This window comes from Altererythrobacter rubellus (genome assembly GCF_030284385.1).
GTDB classification, from domain to species: Bacteria; Pseudomonadota; Alphaproteobacteria; order Sphingomonadales; family Sphingomonadaceae; genus Erythrobacter; species Erythrobacter rubellus.
In genome coordinates, this window is sequence record NZ_CP127221.1 from 1,447,096 (window position 1) to 1,470,780 (window position 23,685).

The following is a 23,685-nucleotide window of genomic DNA, read 5'->3' on the forward strand; positions in this document are numbered from 1 at the left end:
GTGCATCCGATCCTTCTCATCGTATTCCTGCCCTTGCTCGCGGCTATCGTCGCGGGGCTGGGTAATCGCATGCTTGGCAATACAATTGCCAAGTCGCTGACCACAGGCGCGCTTTTCATCAGCTGTATCCTAAGCTGGCCGATCTTCGTCGGCTTTCTTACTGGCAGCATGGAGGCGAGCGTCGTTCCAGTCCTGAAATGGGTGGAGAGCGGCACGCTATCGTTTGACTGGGCTCTGCGTGTTGATGCGTTGACTGCGGTCATGCTGGTGGTGATCACCACGGTATCTGCACTCGTTCACCTGTATAGTTGGGGCTATATGGAGGAAGACCCGGATCAGCCGCGCTTCTTCGCGTACCTTTCGCTGTTCACCTTCGCGATGTTGATGCTGGTAACGGCGGACAACCTCGTTCAGATGTTCTTCGGTTGGGAAGGGGTTGGCCTCGCATCCTATCTGCTGATCGGTTTCTGGTTCAAGAAACCCAGCGCCAATGCCGCCGCGATCAAGGCCTTTGTCGTCAACCGCGTGGGCGACCTTGGCTTTATGCTCGGCATTTTCGGAACGTGGTTGGTGTTTCAGACCACGTCGATCCCGGAAATCCTCGCGGCAGCCCCCGGAATGACCGGTTCGACCATCGGGTTCTTGGGCTACCGGATGCACACGATGGATATTCTGTGCGTGCTATTGTTCATCGGTGCGATGGGTAAATCCGCGCAGCTGGGTCTGCACACATGGTTGCCGGACGCAATGGAAGGTCCGACGCCGGTTTCTGCGTTGATCCACGCCGCGACCATGGTAACCGCGGGCGTATTCATGGTGTGCCGCCTTTCGCCGATGTTCGAAGCGGCCCCAGTGGCGCTCAGCATGGTGATCTTCGTCGGCGCCGCGACATGTTTCTTCGCGGCCACTATCGGCACCACGCAGTGGGACATCAAGCGGGTGATCGCGTACTCGACCTGCTCTCAGTTGGGCTACATGTTCTTTGCAGCGGGTGTGGGCGCCTATGGCGCGGCTATGTTCCACCTGTTCACGCACGCGTTCTTCAAGGCACTGCTGTTCCTCGGTGCAGGCTCCGTGATCCACGCGATGCATCACGAGCAGGACATGCGCTATTACGGTGGCCTTCGTAAGAAGATCCCGCTCACATTCTATGCAATGATGGCCGGCACGCTCGCGATCACCGGCGTGGGTGTATTGGGCGTCTTTGGTTTCGCAGGTTTCTATTCGAAAGATGCGATTCTCGAGGCGGCATTTGCGCGCGGCACCGATATGGCAATGTTCGCTTTCTGGGCTGGCGCTGTGGCAGCACTGTTGACCAGCTTCTACAGCTGGCGCCTGGTGTTCCTGACCTTCTACGGCAAGCCGCGCTGGATCGAGAGCGAGCATATTCAGCACTCAGTGCACAAGACACCGGAAGAGGCAGGTGAGGACACGACAGGCGGCTATCACCCGCATGAAAGCCCGATTTCGATGCTGATCCCGCTGGGTGTGTTGACCGTGGGCGCAATCTTCGCTGGCTACGTCTTCAAATATCCGTTCATCGATGGGTCTGCTGAAGCTGTGAACGGCGCGTTCTGGGGGGGCTCGATCTATTTCAACGAGAACCTTATCCATGCGCTGCACGCCGTACCGACATGGGTGAAGCTGACCGCGACATTCGTGATGATAGTGGGCTTTGTCACAGCATGGTTCGCTTACATCAAAGACACATCAATCCCGGGCAAGTTCGTGGAGCAATTCCGCGTCATTCACCGCTTCGTTTACAACAAGTGGTACTTTGACGAGCTCTATCATCTCGTCTTCGTGAAACCGGCTTTCTGGCTTGGCCGCATCTTCTGGAAGAAGGGCGATGAAGGCACGATCGACCGCTTCGGTCCGAACGGTGCCGCATGGCTGGTTCAGCGTGGCGCTCTCGTCGCGAAGAAGGTGCAGTCCGGTTATCTCAATAGCTACGCGCTGATCATGCTGCTCGGCCTGGTCGCGGCAATTACATGGGTCCTGTTCTGATGGAAGGCTTTCCAATCCTTTCCGCAATGCTGCTGGTCCCGTTGATTGCGGGTATCGCGTGTTTCTTTCTTGAGGCGCAGGCGGCGCGCATGACTGCGTTGGTCGCGACGCTGGTCAATCTGGCGCTCGGCATTGTGCTGTGGGTCAACTACGACATCGGTGGCGCGCAGTGGCAGTTTACCGAAACCGCGCCGTTGTTCGCGGGCTTCGAATACGCGCTTGGAATTGATGGTATCGCGCTGATGCTGATCATGCTCAGCGTATTACTTATGCCGATCTGTATCCTTGCCAGTTGGGAGGCGATCCAGAAGCGCGTTGGAGAGTACATGGCTGCGTTCCTGATCATGGAAGTCCTGATGATCGGCGTCTTTGCCGCGCAGGACATGTTCCTGTTCTACATCTTCTTTGAAGCTGGCCTGATCCCGATGTATCTGATCATCGGCGTGTGGGGCGGGGACAACCGCATTTACGCGAGCTATAAATTCTTCCTCTACACTTTGCTCGGCTCGGTACTGATGCTGATCGCAATGTTCTGGATGGTGAACACTGCGGGCACGTCGGACATTCCGACATTGATGCAGTATGACTTCGATCCGAAGGCACAATTCTGGCTGTTTCTGGCCTTCTTCGCCAGCTTTGCAGTCAAGATGCCGATGTGGCCGGTGCACACCTGGCTGCCCGATGCGCACGTTCAGGCGCCGACTGCCGGTTCAGTCATTCTGGCGGGCGTTTTGTTGAAGCTTGGCGGATATGGCTTCATCCGGTTCAGCCTGCCGATGTTCCCGGAAGCAAGCGCACAACTGGCGTGGTTGATCTTCGCACTGTCGATGATTGCCGTGGTGGTGACCAGCCTGATTGCGCTGGTTCAGCACGATATGAAAAAGCTGATTGCCTATTCCTCAGTCGCGCACATGGCGATCGTGACAGCCAGCTTGTTTGCGTTCAACGTGCAAGGGCTGGAAGGCGCGATGATGATCATGCTCGGCCACGGTCTTGTCTCTGGCGCGCTGTTCCTCTGCGTGGGTGTTATCTACGACCGTCTGCATACGCGCGAGATTTCGCGTTACGGCGGCCTCAGCATCAACATGCCGTATTACGCGCTTTTCTTCCTGCTGTTCACGATGGCTAGCATCGGCTTGCCGGGAACCAGCAACTTTGTCGGCGAATTCCTTGCGCTGGCAGGGATCTACAAGATTTCGACCTGGGTCGCCTTTGTGTGCACCACGGGCATCATTCTGGGCGCAGGCTATATGCTGTATCTGTATCGCCGTGTTGCTTTCGGCGAGCAAAAAAACGCCGATGCCGCCTCCATGCTTGATCTGGACAAGCGTGAATGGATCATGCTCGCACCGATCGCTGCGGCCGTGCTGTGGATGGGTGTGTACCCTGAAAGCTTCCTTGCACCTATGCGGCAGGATATTGCGGCGCTTGAAGCCCGCCTTGCGCGCGCGGCCCCAGAAGGAGATAGCCAGCTAGTGATTGGCCAGCCGACCGGCGTGATCGCCAATGAAATGTCGCATGACAGCGAAGAACACGGAACGGAGGGAGCCCACTAATGGACTTTGCAGCCTCCTTTGCGTTGATCGCACCTGAGCTTGTGCTGACCGGTACTGGCATGATCTTGCTGCTGATTGCGGCATGGGGCGGTGACAAGCGCGCGCAGCTCAATACCTATTTGGCATGCCTCGGTTTGTTTGCTGCCGGCATATTGCTGGTTCCGACCTTGCACGATGGCCTTATGGGGCCGGACACCCACGCCTTTGGCGATCTGATGCGAGCAGATGCATTCTCCGCATTTACCAAGTCGCTAATCTATCTCGGCGCGATAGGGTGCCTGTTGGTGGCTCCGGCCTACTTCAATCGCCACAACGCCATGCGCGCTGAATATCCGGTCCTGATCGCGTTCGCGGCGCTGGGAATGAGCATCATGGTTTCCGCTGGTGATTTCCTGACGCTGTACCTTGGCTTGGAACTCAACAGCCTTGCCGCATACGTTCTTGCATCAATCCTGCGCAATGATGACAAATCAGCCGAAGCGGGCCTGAAGTATTTCGTACTTGGCGCTCTGGCATCGGGCATCCTTCTTTACGGCATGAGCTTGCTCTATGGCTTTACCGGCAGCACCAGCTTTGTTGGCGTGTCTGCCGCACTGTCTGGCGATCTCTCGACTGGAGCATTGTTCGGTATCGTATTCGTGCTGGTGGGCCTTGCATTCAAGATATCCGCCGTTCCGTTCCACATGTGGACACCAGATGTTTATGAAGGCGCTCCAACCCCGGTTACGGCCTTCTTCGCGACAGCACCCAAGGTTGCTGCGGTTGCTTTGACCGCACGCGTCGCGCTGGAAGTATTCGGCGCTCAAGTTGATGCATGGCGTCAGATCGTGATTTTCATTGCCTTGGCTTCGATCGTGGTCGGTGCGCTGGGTGCGATCGGACAGGAAAGCATCAAGCGCCTGCTCGCGTTCAGTTCGATCAACAATGTCGGCTTTATCTTGATCGGATTGGCCGCCGCGACGACGCAGGGTGCATCGGCAATGATGGTCTATCTGTGGATATACATGGCCATGTCATTGGGCAGCTTTGTTGCTGTCCTAATGCTGAAGGATGCTGCGGGCAATTCGGTTGAGAGTATATCCGGAATGGCGGGCATGGTGCGTGAGCAACCGCTGCTGAGCTGGAGCATTTTTTTCCTGATGCTGAGCCTGGCCGGCATTCCGCCGCTGTTCGGTTTCTGGGGCAAGTTTGTGGTTTTCCAGGCCGCGGTGGAGGCGGATCTGATCTGGCTTGCTGCAATCGGCATTGCGGCCAGCGTGATCGGCGCGTTCTATTACCTTAAGGTGTGCAAGATCATCATGTTTGATGACTCTGCGGGCCTTGTTACGGGCAAGAACGAAAAAACGCATTGGGCGGTGCTGGGCATCACTTCGCTTATCATTTCGCCGCTCGGTTATCTGCTAACGCCATCGCTGGGCGATCTGGCTGATAAAGCGGCAAGCGCGCTGTTCCTTGCCTCTTGATCCATTTCGTAGACGAAACCGGCTCCACCAATGCTGATCTGCTCGCGGGCTTGAGCGCGGGTGAGGCGCTGCGCGAAGGTGACTGGCTGGCTGCGCGCCGTCAGGTTTCAGGCCGCGGCAGGCAAGGGCGGAAATGGTTTGACGGTGCGGGCAATTTCATGGGCTCTACCATTGTGCGCCCGGCAGAAAGCGATCCGCCCGCGCACACTCTCGCGTTGTTGAGCGGCCTCGCGGTCTACGAGGCTTTGCTGCCATTTTGCCCCGATCCGTCCGCACTGACGCTGAAATGGCCGAATGACCTATTGCTTCGCGGTGCAAAGCTGTGCGGGATATTGCTTGAATCGCAAGCCAACACGGTGGTGGTGGGAATAGGTGTGAATCTGCGCGCAGCACCAGACCTACCGGATCGCAGGACGATCAGCCTGTCGGAAGTCACCGCTACGCCGGAGTTAGAGGATTTCGCGGATCGCCTCGCCAAGTCATTCGCCGTTGAACTGGAGCGGTGGCGCAGTCACGGTCTGGAGCTTTTGATACGTCGTTGGCAGGCGGCCGGCCATCCAAAGGGCACTCTGCTAACAGTTCATGATCCTTCTGGTGACAGGGTCACGGGTGAATTCGCAGGATTGGATGCTAGTGGTTCCTTGCTGTTGCGTGACAGCGATGGCAAGACCCACACTGTCCACGCCGGTGACGTGAATTTGGATTAGGAGTTCGCAATGCTGCTTGCAGCTGATGTCGGAAACACGAATGTCGTTTTTGCGCTTTTTGAAGGGCGTGAGATCAAGGCACGCTGGCGCATTGCGACAGACCCTCGCCGCACAGGAGATGAGTATGCAGTGTGGCTGCTGCAATTGCTCGAGATCGAAGGCGTAAAGCGTGAAGAGATCACGCAGATCATTTACGCATCAGTTGTCCCGCGCGCGAACCACAACCTTAATGTACTGTCGGAGAAGTATTTCGGCATAACGCCATTGATTGCCGGGCAAGGGGCCGCTGAATGGCCCTTCGCCATTGATGTTGATCAACCCAGTTCACTTGGGGCGGATAGGGCGCTCAATATATTGGCCGCGCATGACAAATATGACGGCGATCTGATCGTGGTTGATTTTGGCACTGCAACCAAATTCGAAGCGATTGATTTCAATGGCACTTACAAGGGCGGAATCATCGCACCGGGCATCAACCTGTCGCTTGATGCGCTGGTCGGCAAGACCGCGAAACTGCCGCGCATCGCAATCCGCGCGCCTGACGATGACAGCGTGATCGGGCGCAATACAGAGGATCAGATGCTAATTGGCATCTTTTGGGCGCATGTCGCCATGATGGAAGGATTGATCGCACGCATGCAGGCAGAGATCGGCCGCCCGGCCAAGATTGTAGCCACCGGTGGGCTCGCGATCCTGTTTGATGAGAAAACCGATATCTTTGACTATGTCGATGCTGATCTGACTATTCAGGGGCTCGCAATTCTGGCGGAGCATGCCACCTCGTGAAGAAAGACTTCACACCGGAAAAAGAGCTGCTCTTCCTCGCGCTTGGCGGATCGGGTGAGATTGGCATGAATGTCAATCTCTACGGTTGCGACGGCAAGTGGCTGATGGTGGATCTGGGGATGACATTCTCAGGCGATGTCTATCCTGGTGTTGATCTGGTTTTCGCTGATCTGGAATTCATCGAAGAGCGCGCGAAAGACCTGCTCGGGATTGTCCTGACTCATGGACATGAGGATCATATCGGCGCTGTGCCGTATTTTGCGGCTGAATTGGGCGTGCCGCTCTACGCAACGCCATTCACCGCAGAGCTGGTGCGGCGCAAGTTGGAAGAAGCGGGGCTTTCCAAGGAGGTTGATCTGTTCATCGTTGAGGAAGATCACGGCGAATTCAACCTCGGCCCGTTCGATATCACTTACATTCCTCTCGCGCACTCGATTGCCGAGGGAAATGCGCTGAAAATTGACACGCCCTATGGACGCATCTTCCACACAGGTGACTGGAAGCTAGACGAAGAGCCGATCATCGGAGAGCCGACCACAGAGGAAGAGCTGTGCGAAATCGGCGAGGAAGGTGTACTCGCGCTGGTTTGCGACAGCACCAATGTCTTCAATCCCAAAGCCAGCGGCTCGGAAGGTGCGGTGCACCGCAGTCTGATGGAAGAAGTTGCCAAGCACAGCGGTAAGCGCGTGATGGTGACCACCTTCGCGTCCAATGTCGCCCGATTGCAGACTTTAGGCGAGGTGGCGCGCGAAACGGGCCGGCAGCTGTGCGTAGCTGGGCGCTCGCTTGATCGGATTATCAGCGTCGCACAAGAGAACGGGTATCTACAGGATTTTCCTGAACCAATCGATTTTGATACGGCGATGGGCTTGCCGCGCGGCCAGGTGCTGATCATCGCAACCGGTGGGCAGGGCGAACCGCGTGCGGCGCTGGCGAGGGTAGCTGAAGGCAATCACCCGCTAGAGCTGGCGCCTGGTGACGTGATCCTGTTCTCCAGCCGGCAAATCCCAGGAAACGAGATCGCCATTGGGCGAGTGATGAACCAACTGGCTGATCGCGGGATCGTAATGGTCACGGATCGCCAAAGCGCAATCCACGTTTCTGGTCACCCCGGAAGACCGGAGCTCGAAGCGCTCTACGATTGGCTCAAACCCGAAATTCTGGTTCCGGTTCACGGCGAAATCTGGCACATGCATGAGCAAGCGAGACTTGGCCACGCCAAGGGCATATTGGCCAATATCGTTCAGAAGAATGGCGATATCGTGCGCCTTGCCCCGGGCTATCCCGGCAAAATTGCCGAAGTGCGGGCAGGGCGGCTTGTTTTGGATGGCGATATCATTGCGCCTGCTGATGGTGAGGCGATCACAATGCGCCGTCGCATTGCGCGTGAAGGCATGCTGTTTGTTGTACTCGATCAGCACCGCAACCCGACCATCGAAGCGGTTGGACTTCCGCTCGAAGAGGATCTGGAAGACTTCGTTGCAGAAGCTGTTTCGGACGTTCGCGATGCTTTGAAGCGGCTGCGCGGTCAGGCGAGCCGCGACCCCGCTGCCGTTTACGAAGCCGCGCGTCTTGCAGCCCGGCGCGCGGCTCAACGCTGGTCTGGTAAAAAGCCCCAGGTTCGTGTGCTAATGCTTGAGGAACAAGATTGATGGAATGGACGTCGGTCGTTGCAATTTATGCCTTGTTCTGGGTGATGACGGCATTCGTCATGCTGCCATTCGGCATCAAAACTCATGATGAAGCCGGATTGCCCAAGATTCCCGGGCAGGCCGATAGCGCGCCTGTTGGCTTCCGCCCGGGACGCCACGCGTTGCAGGCAACAGTAATCGCAGCAGCATCGACTACAATTTACGTGGCCAATTATGTCTATGGCTGGGTGACTGTTGATGCTCTCAATATCTTCCCGGATCCACCAAGCCAACGTTAAGCGAAATGTGGCCGGTTTAATCCCGCAAACGCTCTATCGACTGTGCAAGGGCAACGTATAGCTTTCCGATATCCGAACTTAGCAGGGTAACTCCCAGGGCATTACCATCGCGAGTTGAAAGCACATTGCGCAGCATGCTTTCAAAGTCATGGATGTAACGGCTTACATGCTCGCGGAAGTCATGATCGGCTTCGAAAAGCTCTACGACTTCCCGCGCTTCTATATTGCTTACCAAGCGCACAGATTTTCGGGCGAAAACCCCACGATCACCCTTCAGATATGCGGCCCATGCGGTGTCGCTAACGTCTTGCGACAGGCCTTTTGCGATATCGATGGCGTTGGAATTGAGGCTCTCGGTGATCAATGCCATCCGGCGCGCAAAATCATTATCCACCTTCTCGCCCGCATGCTCTCGTGCACGGGCCACGCGTTCTTCCAGATTGCTAACCAATTCATTCACCTTGACCAGCTGATCGCGCAGGCTGGCTGTGGTCGCTTGGACATGCTCATTCGCACGCGTTGAGGCTTCCTCAAGTCGCTCGACCGCAGCATCTCCTTCCGTGCGAAGGCTACGTTCGATTGCAGCACTTGCTTTCGCGCCGATTTCTCCGGCCAAGTTTTCCAGCCGCTCGCCGGATCCACTTTCGATTGCAGCAAACGCGCTCCGCGCGGCCTTCTCAAGCTCGGCGATGGCCGATTGCAGATTTTCGCTCGCTCGAGCGCTGACACGGTCGCTTTCTTCGCCCAAGGCACCCAAAGCGCGACGAAGGTTTGAAATTTGGGTCAGGCTCTCACTGGAGTTATCAGCAAGCTTGTCGTTCAACGACGTGATTTGTTCATCGGCACGATTCAAGCCCTCGCTCGCTGAAATCACATAGTCTGACAGTCCCGCGCTTCGATCATGCGCGGCATCAACGCTTTGCCGAAGTGCAACTGCTTGCTGTTCAATTTGATTGAGTTTGTCACTAGCCTTGCCGACTGCAGCGGGCAGAGTTTCTCTGGCCTCGCGCGCACTTGACTGAATGATTTCCAGCAGCCGAACACCGGATTCGGTCAGTTCTCCGATTGTCTTCCCGCTTGCATTCAGATCGCTGCGAAGCGTTGAAACGTGCTCGCCAAAACCAACGGTGCCCGCGTCGAGTACATCCTGTGTGGCTTCCGCTTGTTCTGCCATGGCGGCAAGCAGTGTGTTAAGCTCTTCAAGTTTGGTGGTTACGTCAGCCCCGTATGACACCAGTCTCTCGAGGCGCTCGTTCTGTGCCTCACTGCGTTCTGCCAGCATTTCATCAAGATCAGTCAGGCGCTGGGCCAGCACTTCGCTGGCCTGAGTTTCACGGGTTTCAAAACCGTGTTGTCTCCGGGCCATCTCTTCTTCGAAGCGGGCATTTCGTGCCGCAATCCGGTCATCAAATTCGCTTGCTTCAATATGAAGCGCCTTGACGCGATCTCGTGAGGCATTGATTGCCTGTTGATCCAATTGGTCCAACCGCGAGACAACCTCGGCAATTTCCTCTTGAAATTCCGATTTTCTGGCGCGCAATTTGTCCAAAGCATCGTCTTGAGACCGCGCGAAAGAGGATGTTACTTCTTCGCTGCCTTCACGCAGAGTATCCAACCGCATCTGCAAATGGCCGATTTGTGCAGTTTCCTGATCCGCGAGTTCCTCAGCCATGCTTATGACCGACTGGCGCAGATCATCCGAACGCCTGCGCATGGCTGCCAACGCATCAACCTCGCGACCCTCCAGCTCAACACGGAAGGCATCTGACTGCTCTTGCAGGCCGGCAAACCGTGCTTCGGCGGCATGTTCAATGCTATCAAGCTGTGTCGCAAAGCCAGCCAAGGTAGTTTCGATCTTGCCTGACAGCGCGCTTAGCTGACGTTCGCTAGCCTTGCCAAACTCATTGAGACGCTCAAATCCGGAAACCAGGTGTTCCAACTGTTCATGCGCCGTTCGTCCGGCTTGCCCAACCTGATTGGATACATCACGTGCCGAATTGGCAATGACCGGAAGATCATCGCGCAATTTAGACATATTTGTCAGCGCAGTATCGCTGACACTTGCGATGGCCTCGACCTGAGCGCCATTGCTCTTGATGAGAGACTGGAGTTCGCTCGCATGGGTTGAAATCCGTTCGCTTGCGATCCTGCCGAGAGAATCAAGTTCGCGCGATTGGCTACCAAGAAATTCGCGCGCAAGAGACAGCTCGCGGTTCACAGCCCCCAAACGATCTTCCAGCGCTTGAGATTCCTGGCGCAGCATCTGCGCCGTGTCGCCAAAGCGCTGCGCCTCGCGGCGACTGTTGCGCATTGAAAGCAGCCAGAAGATCGAGATCAGCAGCATCGGGACAGCCCAATTGATGATCCAACCGATCCACTGCTGTGAGGTACCCCCTGTGATTATGTCGTTGCGGAACGCCCAGGCAAAGAAGCCAGTCCATGTGAGCATCGCAATAACGGCGGTCATGGGGACAAGCCGATCGATCCAGCGGGTGCGTGGAGCGGGTTCGAACTCTTCCCCTTCGGAAATCCATTCCTCCTCCAGTACAATCGGCTCTTCAGCCACATTTTCTGCTGAATCCACAGGTGCTTCCTGCACCGTCTCTTGGCCTACGGCCTTGATTTGCCACTTTCCCGTCATTTGGGGAATCTAGCCGATTTTCGGAAAGGATAAACCCTGCTTTAACCCTTTCTCGGATATCTGCTGAAATATGGCTTATGAAAGTGGATCACTGGATGCGACCCTTGCAGCAGCTGCGGGGCAGGATATCGGCCTTTTGGCCGAGCTGCGCACTGCGCTGGTCGAAAGCGCAGACAAGCAACTGGATCTGCTCAAGCGTTCACGTTGCGACGGCAATTGGCAGGTCGCAGCCATGCGTTTGAAGGGTCTTGCCGCCAGTTTCCACGCAGAAACGCTGTTTGATGCAGCGGAAGAAGCGTTGACCTGTGCGCCGGGTGATCCTGTAGTCACACGGCGGATCGAAGCTGCCATTGCCGCGTTGCGCGGGCATGACCCGGCGCCATTCGGAATTAACCGACAATCCTAATCGCGTGCTTGGCAGAGCGATGCTTTAGCGCTTAACAAAGGCTATCCGAACTGGGGGCCTATTACATTGCGCACAGCACTGATCTCTTGTCTTGAGACATTGCCGGATGGCAAGCGCCGCGGGTTTGCCCGATTAGGCGGACGTATGTTGCTGTCGTGGCAGATAGACATGGCGCACGATCTGGGCTGCGAGCGGTTTATCTGCCTGACAGATGCGAAGCTTGAGGCGTTTGAAGAACTCAAGGATCAAATTCAGCAGTTTGGTGGAGAATTTCACACAATATCGGGACCATTGCCGTTGGTGTCGTTGCTGTCTGCGGATCAGGAGCTCATGGTCATTGCGGATGGATTGATTGCCGACCGGGCTCAAGTGGCTGCCTTGCTGACGGGCCAGCGTGGCGTGCTGGTTTTACCAGATGCCGCAGGCATCGAGGCTGGATTTGAGCGGATTGACGCGACGCATGCATGGGGAGGAATTTTTGTTGCGCGGGGCCAGATTGTAGAACAACTCGCGCACATGCCCGAAGACAGCGACACCGTTTCGCTATTGTTGCGGCTTGCCTTGCAATCCGCGGTTAAACTGGTCCCGCTCGATGCATCCCACCTCGAAACGGGCGAATGGCTTTTGCTCCGCGAAGGCTCCAAGCTTGCGGAACGAGAGCAATCGCTTCTTAAAAGCAGTGCGGAACGAGTTTCCTGGTGGGAGCCCACCAGGGCAATGAGTCGCAGAATTGCGCGCTTCCTGGCGCCTGACGGGCTGGATCACGGTTCATTAATCTTTGGCGCGCTAAGCGCCGTCAGTTTCGCAGCAGCGGCTGTTGCGACCTTTTTTAATGTAATGCCGTGGGCGTTATTGTTTTTGGCGCTTTCCATTCTTGCATCTGAAACCCGCGAAGGGATGCTTAGATTGAAGAGCTTGCTTCGCGGTGCCGTGCCAAAATCCACGCGTAAGTGGTTTGGTTTATTGAAGGATTTTTTTTTGATTGGTGCCCTTTCCTGGCCGTTCATTGTGGCCGAGGCTGCCACAGAGTTATTCCTGCCAGTTCTGGCCATCGGAATGTTGCGATTGGGCGAAAGAACATGGAAGGCACCGCTGTCACGCTTACTGACTGACCGGGGAATCTTCGCACTGTTCATGGCGGGAATCAGTGCTTTTCACCTGGTCGATCTTGGATTAGGCGGTATATCCCTCGTGATCCTGGCTTTGTCGCTGTATTTCCAACGCGAATCTCAGATAACGGAGGCTTAACCAAACCGTGCTATACGCGAGCGATGAGCAATACTGTGACCCACGCAGACGAAACCCAAGCGGCAGTTGCCGACTTGCGCCATGAGTTGGCGCGAGCGGACGTTGCGGTTGCAGGCGTTGCGCCGGTGCTCAGTCATTTGCTCTCATCGAGCGGTCAAGCCCTGGTGAGCGAAGATCTTGTTGCGCGGATGCGCGGCATGCTTGGGAACCTGGCAATCCAGATACTGCGCACCGAAGCCGAAGTTTCTGGTGGCTCCCGCCAACTTGAGCTGTCAGTCACGGACGAGCTGGCCGGCAAGCTGGCGGGCAGCAGCACTCTGGTCAGCCATTGCTACGCCATTGCCATGGAAAGCCAATTGGCCGAGCAATTGGAACAAACCCATGGGATTGATCAGGTTCTTACACCTTTGCTGCAAGAGCTCATCGCGTCACCGGATGAGAACATGGCCGAGCTGGCCATGGGAGCAATGACGGCGCAGGCGCGATTTGTTCAAGTTCAACGCCGGATGAATTTGCCGCTTGCTGAACTTCCGGCAGAGCTCTTTCATGTCACTCTCGCTCAATGGTCTGCAATGCGTGGAGATGCCGAATCCATGCAGAGGGAACGCGTCTTACAGGTTCTGCGTGGCGGCTATGACGAGAGCAGTTCGCGTTTAGGAATGCTAACACGACTGATCGGTTCGCTGGGGCATGGATTGCGTTCCGCAATCGATCTGGAGCATGCCGGATTTGCACTTTTCGTGAGCGGTCTTGCCCGCGCATCGAAGCAATCGCGCGAATTGGCAGTGCTGTCATGTCATGAACGCCAGGCCACACGACTGGCCTTGGCGCTGCGCGCTGCCGGCTTGAAACCAGAGGAAATGCGCAAGCAGTTTCTCTTGATCCAGAGCGATTTGGCCATGCCAAGAGATGCAGATGCCATCTCGCAGGAAAGAGCTCTGTCGTTGATTGCCGGCCCCCCTGCTGACAGGGTAGGGTAAGCCTCCGTGGAAACCCCAGATACTCTTCTGGCTGCTCGCGGCGTCACCGATCACGAGGATCGTTTGCTTTCAGCGGATCAGCCCTTGGCTGAATTGCAGCAGCGATGTGGCGGTGCGGTGCCAGGCAAGCTCGCCATTCCAGAGCTGCTTGAGCTGGTCCAGCAAGGCCGCGCCATGGGATTGCGTTTGGCTCGCGAATTCAGTGCGTCAGATGGTGATGGACGCATCACCGGCTATGTCCGGATTCGTCCGTCTGGCGATGAAGCAGGCGGCGGCTGCGAAATACTGATTGAAAATTGGCGCCGCGAAACCGTTGGCGGTGAGGACGACCGGGAAGCAGCTTCGCGTCAGGATGCGATTGACCGAGCGACAGCGGAATTTTCCGCGCGTCTCGACGGCAAGCAGCGGCTTCTTGCGGGCGAGGGGGACGCACCGGACCTGGCCCAGCTGTTTGGCAAGACGCGCAAAGCGTCCGGCAAAATCTGGACAGAATATGTCACTCTGGTCGATATCGCTTATAAGCAACCGCTTCACTGGCGTTTGCTTGACGGTGCGAAGTGCAAGGTTGAGGGATCGCCGCGCAATTGGTTTGCACGTCTGATCCCCGTTGGCAGTGATCAGATCATTCCAAGAGGTTTCGAGTTGCTTTTGGTGGCCGAACAACCGCTGATTGAAGCTGAGAAGCCTGGAGAGCAAAGCGGCAGCTCTCAACTGGTCGGGGATGCTCTAGCGCCTGCGCTGCGGCAGCCAGTCGCTCGCATCATTGCCAACGCAGACAAGATTCGCGGCCGTCTGGCTGGACCGATTCGTCAGGAGTATGCTGAATACGCGAGTGATATCGCATCCGCTGGACGTCATCTGGCAGCTTTGCTCGATGATCTCAATGATCTGGAAGCGGTAGAATCTCCCAATTTCAAGGTTGTGTCACAAGACCTTAATCTTGAGGATGTCGCGCATCAGGCGATCAAGATGCTGCATGCCAGAGCACAAGCGAAGTCGATCGAATTGGTCGGACCGGAAATTGGCGAGAGAGTAAGCGCACGCGGCGACGCGAAACGCATATTGCAGGTGGTGCTCAATTTGATGGGCAATGCGATCAACTATTCGCCTGAAGGCAGCACTGTGACAGTTGCGGTTTCCAAGGTTGGATCCAGCAAGGCCAGTATAGCCGTTTCAGACGAAGGCCCCGGTCTGTCGCCTGGACAGCAGGAGCGTGTGTTCGCCAAGTTTGAACGTCTGGGACGTTCCGGCGACGGTGGATCAGGCTTAGGCCTCTACATTTCCCGGCGTTTGGCGGAGGCAATGTCAGGATCTCTCGACGTGAAAAGCACGCCCGGAACGGGCGCAATTTTCACGCTAGAGCTACCAGCTGGTAAAAAGGCAATCTGAATCGCGGCAGTTCAACGCCCGATGCGGCTTGAGCCCCATAGCAGCACAAGTCCGACAAGCACGGTGATGCCGCCGTAAAGTGCCCAGCTGCGATCTGCGAGCATAAAGCTTTCCGCAGGCCACATCACAATACCGAGGCCTTGGAGAGCCCACAATCCGCCTGACAACACCAGCGCGACGCCGAATACCATCATGACGAATTTTAGAATGCGCGTTCCCACGGCTTAGCGCTGACCCACCGGCACATAGTCGCGCTCTGTCGGGCCTGTATAGAGTTGGCGCGGACGTCCGATTACCTGCGCGGGATCGGATATCATTTCATTCCACTGGGCAACCCAGCCTACGGTGCGTGCGAGAGCGAAGAGTGCGGTGAACATCGTTGTTGGGAAACCGATCGAGCTGAGAATGATGCCCGAATAGAAGTCAACGTTCGGGAACAGCTTTTTCTCTGGGAAATAGTCATCGTTCAGCGCGAGCTCTTCGAGGCGAAGTGCGGTTTCGAAGACCGGATCGTCAACGTTGAGCGCGTCAAACACTTCACGCAGCGTCTGTTGCATGACAGTCGCGCGTGGGTCATAGTTTTTGTAGACGCGGTGGCCAAAGCCCATCAGGCGAAACGGATCGTTCTTGTCCTTCGCGCGCTCGATATAATGCGGAATGCGATCGGGTGATCCGATTTCCTGCAGCATATTAAGCGCGGCTTCGTTCGCACCACCATGTGCCGGGCCCCACAGGCACGCGATACCTGCCGCAATACACGCAAAAGGGTTGGCGCCAGACGAGCCGGCAAGGCGTACCGTCGAAGTAGAAGCGTTCTGTTCATGGTCCGCATGCAGGATGAAAATGCGATCCATCGCCTTCTCGATGGCCGGATGCACTTCATACTCTTCGGCGGGCACACCAAAGGTCATACGAAGGAAGTTGCCGGTATAGCTCAATGAATTGTCCGGCTGCATCATTGGCTGACCGATCGAATATTTATAAGCCATTGCCGCAATCGTCGGCATTTTCGCAATCAGTCGGTGGCTGCTGATCTTGCGGTGCTCAGGATCAGAGATGTCCGTGCTGTCATGATAGAAAGCCGAAAGCGCGCCGACCACGCCGCACATGATCGCCATAGGGTGCGCATCACGGCGGAAACCCTGATAGAATTGACGAAGTTGATCATGCAGCATGGTGTGGCGCGTGATCGTGTAGGTGAAGTCATCCAGATCAGCCTGGCTCGGCAGCTCGCCGTTCAACAGGAGGTAGGAGACTTCCATGAAGCTTGAATGTTCGGCCAGTTGACCGATCGGATAACCGCGGTGCAGCAGAACGCCTTCATTGCCATCAATATAGGTGAGGGCACTTTCGCAGCTGGCGGTTGATTTGTAGCCGGGATCGAAAGTGAAAGCGCCGGTTTGACCATAAAGCTTCCGGATATCGACCACATCTGGGCCAACACTGCCACTAACAACAGGGAACTCGTGCGTTTGACCGCCAAGCTCGAGTTTCGCGTTTGTGTCCGACAAAATACGTCTCCTTCAATCCTGCGTAACGTCAGCCCGCTGCAGCAGCCTGCGCGTCGATCCGGGCCAAAGCCTCTTCCCGTCCCAATAGGACCAGAACATCGAAAATACCGGGCGAGGTCGTCGTTCCGGTAAGCGCTGCGCGCAGGGGCTGCGCGAGCTTGCCGAGACCCAGCTCGAGTTCTTCGGCGAGTGATTTTGTAGTGGCTTCGAGCGCGTCGATTGTCCAGTTATTTTCCGCCTTCAGGCGCTCGGAAAGTGTGCTCAGGTTTGCGCGTGCCCCATCATCCAGCAAACTTGCCGCCTTCTCGGTCATTTCGAGAGGGCGCTGCTTGAACAGAAAAGCTGCGCCTTCTGCGAGCTCATGGGTGTTCTTTGCGCGGTTTTTCAGCACTGGCATCGCACGGGTAAGCAGGTCCAGATCCATCTCTGAACCAATCAGAGGTGCACATATACTGGCCAGCCGCGCGTCATCGGCTTCGCGGATGTAGCAGCCGTTCAAGTGCTCGAGCTTCTTCATGTCGAAGCGCGAGGGGCTTTTTCCGACGCCGCTCAAGTCGAACAGTTCGATCGCTTCTTCGCGGGAAATCTCTTCGCGGTCGCCGTGCCCCCAACCAAGTCTAAGCAGGTAATTGGACAGCGCTTCGGGAAGAATGCCATGCTCGTCACGATAGGCTTCCGCACCGAGCGAGCCGTGCCGTTTAGACATCTTTGCCCCATCCGAACCGTGAATCAGCGGTACATGCGCATAGACTGGCGGCTCCCAATCACCTTCGATTTCATGCATCGCATGATAAATCGGAAGCTGGCGAAACGCGTTGTTCAAATGATCGTCGCCCCGTATCACGTGGGTCACCCCCATATCATGATCATCGACCACAGCCGCCAGCATATATGTTGGCGAACCATCAGCGCGCAGTATGATGTAATCGTCAATCTCTTCGTTGCGCACGGTAACACGGCCCTGGACCGCGTCATCGATCGAGGTCTCACCTTCAGTCGGTGTCTTTAAGCGAACTACGAATGGCGCACCCGCGGGAGCTTCCGATGGGTCACGATCACGCCAGCGGCCGTCATAGCGCATGGGCAGCTTATTAGCGCGCTGCTCTGCACGCATTTGCTCAAGATCTTCGGGCGTTGTGAAGCATTTGTAGGCGTGGCCTGCCTCAAGCAGTTTGTTAGCCACTTCGGCATGGCGATCCGCCCTCTGCGATTGAAACGTCGGCTCTTCATCGTAGTCGAGCCCTAGCCAATCCAGCGCGTCCAGGATCGCATCGATGGCTTCTTGCGTCGAGCGCTTCTTGTCTGTGTCTTCAATCCGCAACAGCGCCTTGCCGCCGTGATGGCGGGCATAGAGCCAGTTAAACAACGCGGTCCGCGCTCCGCCGATATGCAGGAAACCCGTGGGGGATGGCGCAAATCGCGTCACCACTTCCCTGGTGCGAGCGCCGCTTTCGCTTGCCATAAGACGTTGTTTCCTTTCCTATGCCGGGATGGCCATGCACCATACGCCAGTGGTGCCCACAGGGGCGCCGCCGAGACAAGCGATGCTGCAGCGCAGCGTCAATGGCGCATGCCGCTTTCCATGTCCAGCCTCACCTCGTCGTGCGAACATTTTTTGAGCGCCTCCGGTTTTGACCGTGGGCCGTGATTGGTTGTGGCGTTTGCTGGGCTTTGTTCCTGCTGGAGTTGAAGCTGCGATCTTGGTGGCGACACCGGTGCCTGAGATCCTGCGGAGAATGGCGCTCAGCTTGCGAGTTTGCGTGATACGCGTTCCGATTATGCACGTGAAAACTTGATGGAGCTAGCGAGCGTGAAGGGCGATCCAATTCCCATGGCGGATTGGCCGAGTGCATATTGCACGTCTGAATTTTGTAAGATGGCACTCACGCGTGATGGGCACGACTGGGAATTGCTGATGGCGCGAAACAACATGCGGGTTGAAGAACGCGCCCTTGCCGCTGCTTGCGAGCTGGCCGACATAGTGGTTGCGGACAGATGGCTGCCACGCTCATGCCAACCGCGATGGTTCAAGGCTGATATCACGTCTCTTGAACAGTCCGGAGGACTGGCGATCCTACTTCGCGAACAATCGATTGTGCAGGTTGCTGACCATCAGGGGGAGCATGGGTGGTGGCGCGCCGAGCCCGATTAGGGCGGGGAACCGCTAGATAGCGGAACGGTCCCGGCGCGCACTGGGGACAATCGTTAGTGGTAACGCCTAAGCAGCCCTGCAAGCTTTCCTTGCACCGCGACTTCGTGCGGTTGATAGATCTGAGGGCTGTAAGCTCCATTCGCGGGATCCAACCGGATCATGCCATTCTCACGACGAAGATATTTGAGTGTTGCCTCTTCATTGCGAACCAACGCCACGACAATCTCACCATCACGCGCGCTTTCGGCGCGCTTGATCAAGGCATAGTCGCCATCGAAAATGCCGGCCTCGATCATCGAGTCGCCGGATACCTCAAGAGCATAATGTTCACCGGGGCCAAGCAGAGCGGCAGGAACCGGCATGCTTGACTGGCCCTCCAGCGCTTCAATCGGAGCACCCGCAGCGATGCGGCCGTGTAGCGGGACATCGATAATGTCATTGGCAGCTTTGCGCGCTGCTGGGGGAGGGCTGGTCACACGAGCAACAAGATCATTTGCCGGCGAAGAACGTCCCACAGGAGTCGCATCTTCCGGCATCTTGATCACTTCAAGCGCGCGCGCGCGATTGGCCAGGCGCCGGATAAATCCACGCTCTTCCAATGCTGAAATCAAGCGGTGCACGCCTGACTTGCTCTTAAGATCAAGCGCTTCTTTCATCTCTTCGAAACTCGGAGAAATGCCGGTCTCTTCCAAACGCTGCTGGATGAAACGGATCAACTCGTGCTGCTTTGCCGTCAGCATGGCGAAAACCTCCTATGGGCGCCTGTCCTGTGCTCACACTTTATGGTGAACGAATGCGGAACAATTAGGCAACGAAAATCGGTAAGTCAAGCAATTCCGCCATTTTTCAGCAGTAGGCACGGAACAGGTGTTCCCGCTTCGATCTCGACTGCGTGGGCGGGGCGGTCGATCAGGCAATTGGTATGAGCCAATGCCGCGAGGGCCGAGGAGTCTTGCGAGTCGGCCAGCCTTACGGTTTCGCCATCCCAAATTGCGCGAAGGAATTCGCGACGCGATCCAATTCCAGGAAGGGTGCTTCCGGCGGTCAGGTTGGTCCTGAAAGGTAGGGGCTGACTTGCTCCCATTGCCGCGTGTACAAGCGGCACCACGAATAGAAAGCATGTGACGAAGCTCGATACCGGGTTGCCGGGCAGTCCGAAGATCACTTGCGCGCCTTTGGTCGCGACCATGATCGGTTTCCCCGGCTTCATTGCGACTTTCCAGAAGTCCAGACTCGCGCCCCAGGCCTCAAGCGCCGGGCGCATCAGATCATGATCGCCGACTGAAGCGCCGCCGGTGGTAACCAACATGTCTGCGTCCCCAGCCTTAGCTAGCGCGAATGCGAGCGCTTCATGATCGTCAGGGACCGGTCCGAGCCTCACCACTTCACAGCCCAGTTCTGCCAGCATTGCGCCGATCATCGCGCCGTTGCTGGCCGGGATATGATGATCTGCGCATTCAGCAGGATCAGCCACCAATTCATCGCCGCTGTCGAGCACCGCAACCTTAGGAGTAATGCGTACATCGAGGGTGCCGTGGCCCGCGCCCAGTGCCAGCGCTAGTTGCGCAGGACCTACGCGCGTACCTGCTGGCAACACGTGGTCGCCCTTTGAAAAATCAAACCCTCGTTGGCGTACGTGACGCAATGCGTTTGGGAAGTCCTTAAAGCAGGCGACAGTTTGATCGGTAACTTGCGCATTCTCCTGGATCAGCACGCGATCTGCGCCTCTGGGTAAATGTGCGCCGGTCGAAATACGCACGGTTTCGCCTTGAGACAACGTGCGATCAAACGGCGCACCGGCGCGACTTTCCCCAACCAGCACCCAAGGACCGGGCGCATCGCCGCCAATCGCATAGCCATCCATCGCGGAGAGATCTGCGGGTGGTTGTGTGCGCAGTGCTTGCAAATCCTCAGCTAGGTATCGCCCGATTGCTGCCTCAACCGGCACAGTTTCAATCCGCATTTGCGGCGCTAGCGCCAGAACGCGTTCCTGCGCTTCTTCCAATGTAAGCATCGCGTTCATTGTCAGTCTGCGGTCCAGTGGCCGGATTTGCCGCCCAGCTTCTCAAGCAGCCGAACCTCGCCGATTACCATGCCTTTATCGAGCGCTTTGGCCATATCATATACAGTCAGCAGCGCTGTGGAGGCAGCCATCATGGCTTCCATCTCTACGCCGGTCTTGCCGGTGAGCGATGCGGTTGCAGTAACGCGCACGCCGTTGTCTTCAAACGTGAATTCGACATTGACTGCGTCAAGGCTGAGTGGATGGCAAAGCGGGATCAGCTCGCCTGTCTTCTTGGCCGCCATGATCGCCGCAATGCGGGCTGTGCCCAAGACGTCTCCCTTGGGTGCATCGCCAGCCTTGATCGCGGCCAGGGCCTCTGAGCTCATGCGGATAATTCCGCCCGCTTTCGCCATTCGTTGAGTGGCCGGTTTTGCGCCGACATCCACCATGCGTGCGGTGCCGGTCTCATCGAGATGCGTCAGGCGTTTGCTCATAGATCGCCTTTCTGGCCGATCATCAGCCTTGCAGCAATGCTCGAGTTGCCAATTCAACGTCTTCCTGACGCATCAAGCTTTCGCCGACCAGGAACGTCCGAATTCCTGCCTCCGCCAATCGCTGGCAATCCGCGTGGTTGTTGATCCCGCTTTCACCAACCAGCAACGTTCCTTCGGGCGCAAGTGGAGCAAGCCGTTCGGTCGTGGCAAGGTCCGTGATGAAGGTTTTCAGATCGCGATTGTTGACACCGATCAGCCGCGATTTGAGCTTGGCTGCGCGTTCCATCTCGGCCTCGTCATGCACTTCGACCAGGACATCCATATTCCGCTCGATCGCAGCTGCCTCGATCTCCGCCATCACGGAGTCTTCCAGAGCTGCAACAATGACCAGGATCGCATCCGCGCCGATGCTGCGTGCTTCGGCGACTTGCCATGGGTCAACCATGAAATCCTTGCGCAACACTGGGAGGTCGCAAGCCGTGCGGGCAGCCTTGAGGTAATCTTCATGCCCTTGAAAATAGGGTGCGTCGGTGAGGACTGACAGACACATCGCGCCGCCTGCTTCATAGGCCTTGGCATGGTCTACCGGCTGAAAATTCGCGCGTATCAATCCTTTCGAGGGGGAGGCTTTCTTGATCTCCGCGATCAGCGCAAAACCGGTTTCGGCTTTGATGCGGAGTGCTGCTTCGAACCCGCGCGGGACCGATTGGCCAGCGGCACGATGATCCAGCGCGGTGACAGAACGCTCGGCGCGGCGCTGAGCCACTTCGATCCGCTTATTGGCGCAGATTTCCTCAAGCTTGTTCATTTACTGAGCCAGCTCAATCCAGCGAGAGAGCATTTGCGCCGCCTTGCCGCTATCAAGCGCTTCGGCTGCCATCTCAGCTCCGGTGCCCCAGTCATCCGTTCTACCCGCTACGATCAGCGTCGCTGAAGCATTGAGCAACACCGCATCGCGATAGGGCCCCGGTGTGCCCTCGAGGAGTGCTTTCAAAGCTTTAGCATTGTGTGTCGCATCGCCGCCGCGAATGGCCTCTACCGGAGCATGCGGCAAGCCCACCATGCCTGCATCGACCCGGCGCATTTCAAACTCGCTTCCGGTTACATCAGCAAGTTCGTTTCCGCCGGCTAGGCTCAGTTCGTCGAGGCCCTCATCTCCGGAGACAATGAATGTGCGCTCTGTCCCCAGACGCGCTTTGGCATCTGCGTAGATCGGCACATAGGCGGGTCGGGCAATGCCGATCAGTTGGCGGGCAACGCTTGCCGGATTGGAAAGCGGCCCCATCAGGTTGAAGATCGTGCGCTTGCCCAATTTCTGGCGGATTGGCTGAATGCGACCCATCGCAGGGTGGTGGTTCTTCGCAAAAAGGAAGCAGATGCCGATTTCGGAGAGCGTCTTTTCGGCTGTTCGTCCTGCTGCGTCCATGTCGAGACCGAGTGCTTCGAGCGTATCTGCTGCGCCGGACTTGCTGGACGCCGCACGGTTGCCATGCTTTGCCACTGGCACGCCGCAAGCCGCCACAACCAGAGAGACGGCAGTCGAAACGTTGAGCGTGTGATGCCCGTCGCCGCCGGTTCCACAGCAATCGACCGCACCTTCGGGTGCTTCGATCGGAATCAGCCGCGCGCGCAATGCCCGTGCAGCGCCGGCTATTTCTTCTGCTGTTTCGCTGCGCTCGGTCATCGCCAGCAGGAAACGCGAGATTTCTTCATCGGAAGCATCGCCGTCCAGTATCCAGCCGAAGACTTCTTCAGCCTCGGCTTCGCTCATATGCGGGACTGCGAGGGGAAGTGTCTTCATTCTGCCAGTTCTTTCGTTTCGATGCCGCATTCGCGCAGGAAATTCGCCAGCAGCGCATGCCCATGTTCGGTCGCGATGCTTTCCGGGTGAAACTGTACGCCGTGGATCGGCAAATCGCGGTGGCGGAACCCCATTGTGTAGCCGTCATCCGACGTCGCATTGACCACTAGCTCCTCTGACTGATCCTGCACCACCAAGCTGTGATAGCGTGTCGCGGTAAAGGGCGAGGGCAGGCCGGCGAACAAACCGGAACCGTCATGCGACACCGGTGAAGTCTTTCCGTGCATCAGGCCGCCGCGTTCAACCCGCCCGCCAAAATGCTGTCCGATGGACTGGTGTCCAAGACACACTCCCAAGAGAGGCCTACGGGCATCTGCACATGCTGCAACTAGATCCAGGCTAATGCCAGCTTCATTGGGCGTGCATGGGCCGGGCGAAATCAAAAAACCTGCGGCATTGGTTTGCAACGCGTCAGCCGCGCTAAGCGCATCATTTCGCTCAACCCGCACCTCTGCGCCCAGTTCCATCAAATAGTGGACCAGGTTGAACGTGAAGCTGTCGTAATTGTCGATAACAAGGATCATTGCGATGCCGCCTTCGCGGTTTGCT

At 56.9% G+C, this 23,685-nt stretch carries 22 protein-coding genes; 12 read left to right on the forward strand and 10 right to left on the reverse strand.

The window, feature by feature from the left end; all coding sequences use genetic code 11:
• The 7 genes from nuoL to QQX03_RS07355 are packed head-to-tail and all read left to right on the forward strand — an operon-like array spanning position 1 to position 8,449.
• On the forward strand, positions 1 to 2,007 hold the full coding sequence (gene nuoL, locus QQX03_RS07325; protein WP_285975104.1) for an NADH-quinone oxidoreductase subunit L: 2,007 nt from the start codon (positions 1 to 3) through the stop codon (positions 2,005 to 2,007).
• Positions 2,007 to 3,563 carry an NADH-quinone oxidoreductase subunit M gene (locus QQX03_RS07330; protein ID WP_285975105.1) on the forward strand — a complete coding sequence of 519 codons (1,557 nt, stop codon included), beginning with the start codon at positions 2,007 to 2,009 and terminating at the stop codon, positions 3,561 to 3,563. Before nuoL ends, QQX03_RS07330 begins: the two co-directional genes overlap by 1 nt.
• Positions 3,563 to 5,026 (forward strand): NADH-quinone oxidoreductase subunit NuoN, encoded by a 1,464-nt coding sequence (gene nuoN / locus QQX03_RS07335; protein WP_285975106.1) that lies wholly within the window; start codon positions 3,563 to 3,565, stop codon positions 5,024 to 5,026. The genes QQX03_RS07330 and nuoN overlap by 1 nt, the downstream gene beginning before the upstream one ends.
• The gene (locus QQX03_RS07340) at positions 5,023 to 5,733 is read left to right on the forward strand and encodes a biotin--[acetyl-CoA-carboxylase] ligase (RefSeq protein WP_285975107.1); all 711 of its coding nucleotides are present in this window, start codon (positions 5,023 to 5,025) and stop codon (positions 5,731 to 5,733) included. Before nuoN ends, QQX03_RS07340 begins: the two co-directional genes overlap by 4 nt.
• A 9-nt stretch (positions 5,734 to 5,742) precedes the next feature.
• Positions 5,743 to 6,519, forward strand: a complete 777-nt coding sequence (locus QQX03_RS07345; protein ID WP_285975108.1) for a type III pantothenate kinase — start codon at positions 5,743 to 5,745, stop codon at positions 6,517 to 6,519.
• On the forward strand, positions 6,516 to 8,171 hold the full coding sequence (locus tag QQX03_RS07350) for a ribonuclease J (RefSeq protein ID WP_285975109.1): 1,656 nt from the start codon (positions 6,516 to 6,518) through the stop codon (positions 8,169 to 8,171). The genes QQX03_RS07345 and QQX03_RS07350 overlap by 4 nt, the downstream gene beginning before the upstream one ends.
• Positions 8,171 to 8,449 carry a DUF1467 family protein gene (locus QQX03_RS07355; protein ID WP_285975110.1) on the forward strand — a complete coding sequence of 93 codons (279 nt, stop codon included), beginning with the start codon at positions 8,171 to 8,173 and terminating at the stop codon, positions 8,447 to 8,449. The genes QQX03_RS07350 and QQX03_RS07355 overlap by 1 nt, the downstream gene beginning before the upstream one ends.
• Positions 8,450 to 8,465: 16 nt before the next feature.
• Here the strand turns inward: QQX03_RS07355 and QQX03_RS07360 are convergent, their stop codons facing one another.
• A complete protein-coding gene (locus QQX03_RS07360; protein WP_285975111.1) occupies positions 8,466 to 11,033 on the reverse strand; it encodes an ATPase in 2,568 nt (855 codons plus the stop codon).
• A gap of 127 nt (positions 11,034 to 11,160) precedes the next feature.
• On the opposite strand from QQX03_RS07360, the gene QQX03_RS07365 reads away from it, so the two are divergent.
• From QQX03_RS07365 to QQX03_RS07380, 4 genes are all read left to right on the forward strand, one after another.
• A complete protein-coding gene (locus tag QQX03_RS07365; RefSeq protein WP_285975112.1) occupies positions 11,161 to 11,496 on the forward strand; it encodes an Hpt domain-containing protein in 336 nt (111 codons plus the stop codon).
• Positions 11,497 to 11,664: 168 nt separating this feature from the next.
• Positions 11,665 to 12,744: a hypothetical protein gene (locus tag QQX03_RS07370; protein WP_285975113.1), complete on the forward strand. Its 1,080-nt coding sequence runs from the start codon at positions 11,665 to 11,667 to the stop codon at positions 12,742 to 12,744.
• Positions 12,745 to 12,767: 23 nt separating this feature from the next.
• A complete protein-coding gene (locus QQX03_RS07375; protein ID WP_285975114.1) occupies positions 12,768 to 13,724 on the forward strand; it encodes a hypothetical protein in 957 nt (318 codons plus the stop codon).
• A gap of 6 nt (positions 13,725 to 13,730) precedes the next feature.
• Complete coding sequence (locus QQX03_RS07380; protein ID WP_285975115.1) at positions 13,731 to 15,113, forward strand: sensor histidine kinase; 1,383 nt, start codon at positions 13,731 to 13,733, stop codon at positions 15,111 to 15,113.
• Between the two features lie 11 nt (positions 15,114 to 15,124).
• On the opposite strand, the gene QQX03_RS07385 is transcribed toward QQX03_RS07380, so the two are convergent.
• From QQX03_RS07385 to gltX, 3 genes are read right to left on the reverse strand one after another with little or no spacing between them, the layout of a single operon-like run.
• On the reverse strand, positions 15,125 to 15,307 hold the full coding sequence (locus QQX03_RS07385; RefSeq protein WP_285975116.1) for a hypothetical protein: 183 nt from the start codon (positions 15,305 to 15,307) through the stop codon (positions 15,125 to 15,127).
• 30 nt (positions 15,308 to 15,337) lie between these two features.
• A complete protein-coding gene (locus tag QQX03_RS07390; RefSeq protein WP_285975117.1) occupies positions 15,338 to 16,624 on the reverse strand; it encodes a citrate synthase in 1,287 nt (428 codons plus the stop codon).
• A gap of 28 nt (positions 16,625 to 16,652) precedes the next feature.
• Positions 16,653 to 18,086, reverse strand: coding sequence for a glutamate--tRNA ligase (gene gltX / locus QQX03_RS07395; RefSeq protein ID WP_285975118.1), 1,434 nt, complete (start codon positions 18,084 to 18,086; stop codon positions 16,653 to 16,655).
• Between the two features lie 414 nt (positions 18,087 to 18,500).
• Here gltX and QQX03_RS07400 point away from each other — a divergent pair, with 414 nt between their 5' ends.
• A complete protein-coding gene (locus QQX03_RS07400) occupies positions 18,501 to 18,776 on the forward strand; it encodes a hypothetical protein (RefSeq protein WP_285975119.1) in 276 nt (91 codons plus the stop codon).
• A 53-nt stretch (positions 18,777 to 18,829) separates the two neighbouring features.
• On the opposite strand, the gene lexA is transcribed toward QQX03_RS07400, so the two are convergent.
• From lexA to QQX03_RS07430, 6 genes are all read right to left on the reverse strand, one after another.
• A complete protein-coding gene (lexA, locus tag QQX03_RS07405; RefSeq protein WP_285975120.1) occupies positions 18,830 to 19,516 on the reverse strand; it encodes a transcriptional repressor LexA in 687 nt (228 codons plus the stop codon).
• Between the two features lie 86 nt (positions 19,517 to 19,602).
• Positions 19,603 to 20,799 carry a molybdopterin molybdotransferase MoeA gene (locus QQX03_RS07410; RefSeq protein WP_285975121.1) on the reverse strand — a complete coding sequence of 399 codons (1,197 nt, stop codon included), beginning with the start codon at positions 20,797 to 20,799 and terminating at the stop codon, positions 19,603 to 19,605.
• Between the two features lie 2 nt (positions 20,800 to 20,801).
• Positions 20,802 to 21,275 (reverse strand): cyclic pyranopterin monophosphate synthase MoaC, encoded by a 474-nt coding sequence (moaC, locus tag QQX03_RS07415; protein ID WP_285975122.1) that lies wholly within the window; start codon positions 21,273 to 21,275, stop codon positions 20,802 to 20,804.
• A gap of 22 nt (positions 21,276 to 21,297) precedes the next feature.
• Entirely contained in the window at positions 21,298 to 22,083 is a 786-nt protein-coding gene (gene trpC, locus QQX03_RS07420; RefSeq protein ID WP_285975123.1) for an indole-3-glycerol phosphate synthase TrpC, read from the reverse strand.
• Complete coding sequence (gene trpD / locus QQX03_RS07425; RefSeq protein ID WP_285975124.1) at positions 22,084 to 23,076, reverse strand: anthranilate phosphoribosyltransferase; 993 nt, start codon at positions 23,074 to 23,076, stop codon at positions 22,084 to 22,086.
• The gene (locus tag QQX03_RS07430) at positions 23,073 to 23,660 is read right to left on the reverse strand and encodes an anthranilate synthase component II (RefSeq protein WP_285975125.1); all 588 of its coding nucleotides are present in this window, start codon (positions 23,658 to 23,660) and stop codon (positions 23,073 to 23,075) included. Before QQX03_RS07430 ends, trpD begins: the two co-directional genes overlap by 4 nt.
• Positions 23,661 to 23,685: the final 25 nt, after the last annotated feature.